The sequence below is a fragment of the Pseudolysinimonas sp. genome (assembly GCF_031389465.1).
Classification (GTDB): Bacteria; Actinomycetota; Actinomycetes; order Actinomycetales; family Microbacteriaceae; genus Pseudolysinimonas_A.
Window position 1 is genome coordinate 1 of record NZ_JANMSQ010000114.1, and the last position, 2,167, is coordinate 2,167.

Sequence of the window (2,167 nt, forward strand, 5' to 3'; positions counted from 1 at the left end):
GGCTGCCGGTGCCCACCTCAGGGAACAGCGCGGGCTCCGGCTCGCCGCGGTGCGGGGCGAAGACCCACATCCGGTAGAGGGTGAACCGGAAGGCGGTGCCGAGACCGAGACCGATCACGTTCGATGCGATGTTGTCGGCGAGCACGCTGGTGAACCCGAGCGCGTAGTGCGAGACCCACAGGCAGCCGAGTCCGATGAACATTCCGCCGAGGCTGACGATCCCGAACTCGATGCCCTCGCGCAGCAGCTGGCGCCCGCGGTGAGCCCGGAACGTCCAGTGCCGGTTGCCCATCCAGTTGAAGACGATGGCGATGGCGGTCGCAACCACGTTCGCGTAGAGCGGCCCCTCGTGCAGGGTGTCGGGGTTGAACACGGTGGCCCGGAGAACATTGAACACCACGAGGTTGATGACGAACCCGATGGCCCCGACGACCCCGAAGCGCGCGAACTGAGCGACGAGCGTGCGCATCGGTTGGCGTCCTCCGGGGGAATAGGGTCGTAACGGCGGCGACAGTCTAACCGCCGTTTCCTCAACGATCCGGAGAACGCGTGAGAGTCGGCGTCATCGGCGGTGGCCAGCTGGCGCGCATGATGGTGCCTCCCGCGATCGAGCTTGGTATCGAGCTGCGTGTGCTCGCTGAGGTCGAGGGCAGCGCGGCCGGCATCGCGGCGACCGCAGTCGGCGACTACCGGGACGCGGCGACCGTCGTCGCCTTCGCCCGCGATGTCGACGTGGTGACCTTCGACCACGAGCACGTGCCGCAGCCCGTCCTCGCCGAGCTCGCGGCCGCCGGCATCCCGATCCGCCCGGGGCCTGCTGCCCTCGCGGTCGCGCAGGACAAGCTGTACATGCGCGAGCGGCTGGCGGCCCTCGGCGCACCGGTTCCGGCCTGGGCCGCCGTCCACGACGCCTCCGAGCTCGGCGACTTCCTCGCGGCTCACGGGGGCGCCGGCGTCGTGAAGACGCCGCGTGGCGGCTACGACGGCAAGGGCGTCCGGGTCGTGCGCGCCGCCGATGGCGCCGACGACTGGTTCGCGGGCATCGACGAGCACGCGTCAGGCGGAGCGCTCCTCGTCGAGGAGTTGGTCGACTTCCGCCGCGAGCTCGCGCAGTTGGCGGCCCGTCGCCCGTCCGGCGACGTGGCGGCATGGCCGCTGGTCGAGTCGATCCAGCGAGACGGGGTCTGCGCAGAGGTCGTGGCGCCCGCGCCTGGCGGAGAGGCGCTGACCGACGCCGCGCGGGACCTGGCGACGACCATCGCGGCCGGCCTCGAAGTGACGGGGGTGCTCGCTGTAGAGCTGTTTGAGACCGCGGACGGCCGCCTGCTCGTCAACGAGCTCGCTATGCGCCCGCACAACACCGGTCACTGGACGATCGAGGGCGCGGTCACGAGCCAGTTCGAGCAGCATCTACGCGCTGTGCTCGACCTTCCGCTCGGCGACCCCGCGCCACGGGCTCTGTGGTCCGTGATGGTCAACGTGCTCGGCGGCCCGGCGGGGGAGACGATGCCCGACCGCTACCCGATCGCGCTCGCGGGCGAGCCAGCTGCCAAGTTCCACGCCTACGGCAAAGAGTCGCGTCCCGGACGCAAGGTCGGCCACGTGACGGTGACCGGTGACAACCTCGACGACGCCCGATCGCGGGCGCGCGCCGCGGCGGGTTTCTTCCAGAACTGAGCCGTACCATGGCATCCGTGCCAGCACAGCGTCCGAAGCAGGCTTCCGGAGCAGATCCCGCGCCTGTCGTCGCGGTCGTCATGGGCTCGGACTCCGACTGGTCGGTGATGTCCGATGCCGCGGACACGCTGAAAGCGTTCGGCATCCCGCACGAGGTCGAAGTGGTGTCGGCGCATCGCACCCCGCAGCGGATGATCGCGTTCGGGTCGGCGGCGGCCGGCCGCGGCATCCGGGTCATCATCGCGGGGGCCGGAGGTGCCGCGCACCTGCCCGGAATGCTCGCGTCTGTCACGACCCTCCCCGTCATCGGCGTGCCGGTACCGCTTGCACAGCTCGACGGGCTCGACTCCCTGCTCTCGATCGTGCAGATGCCGGCCGGGATCCCCGTCGCGACCGTCTCGATCGGTGGTGCCCGCAACGCCGGACTGCTGGCCGCCCGCATCCTGTCCACGACGGATGCCGGACTGGCCGCCGCGCTCACCGACTACGC

Annotated in this window: 3 protein-coding genes; 2 read left to right on the forward strand and 1 reads right to left on the reverse strand. The window is 70.8% G+C overall.

Annotated elements, in window-relative coordinates:
* On the reverse strand, window positions 1-469 hold a 469-nt coding region (locus tag RMO30_RS04400), incomplete at its 3' end, for a GtrA family protein (RefSeq protein WP_309710011.1).
* Between the two features lie 80 nt (window positions 470-549).
* On the opposite strand from RMO30_RS04400, the gene RMO30_RS04405 reads away from it, so the two are divergent.
* Both RMO30_RS04405 and purE read left to right on the forward strand, forming a co-directional pair.
* Window positions 550-1,677, forward strand: coding sequence for a 5-(carboxyamino)imidazole ribonucleotide synthase (locus RMO30_RS04405; protein WP_309710014.1), 1,128 nt, complete (start codon window positions 550-552; stop codon window positions 1,675-1,677).
* A gap of 8 nt (window positions 1,678-1,685) precedes the next feature.
* Window positions 1,686-2,167, forward strand: a 482-nt coding sequence (purE, locus tag RMO30_RS04410) for a 5-(carboxyamino)imidazole ribonucleotide mutase (RefSeq protein ID WP_397427887.1), incomplete at its 3' end; no start/stop codon positions are given.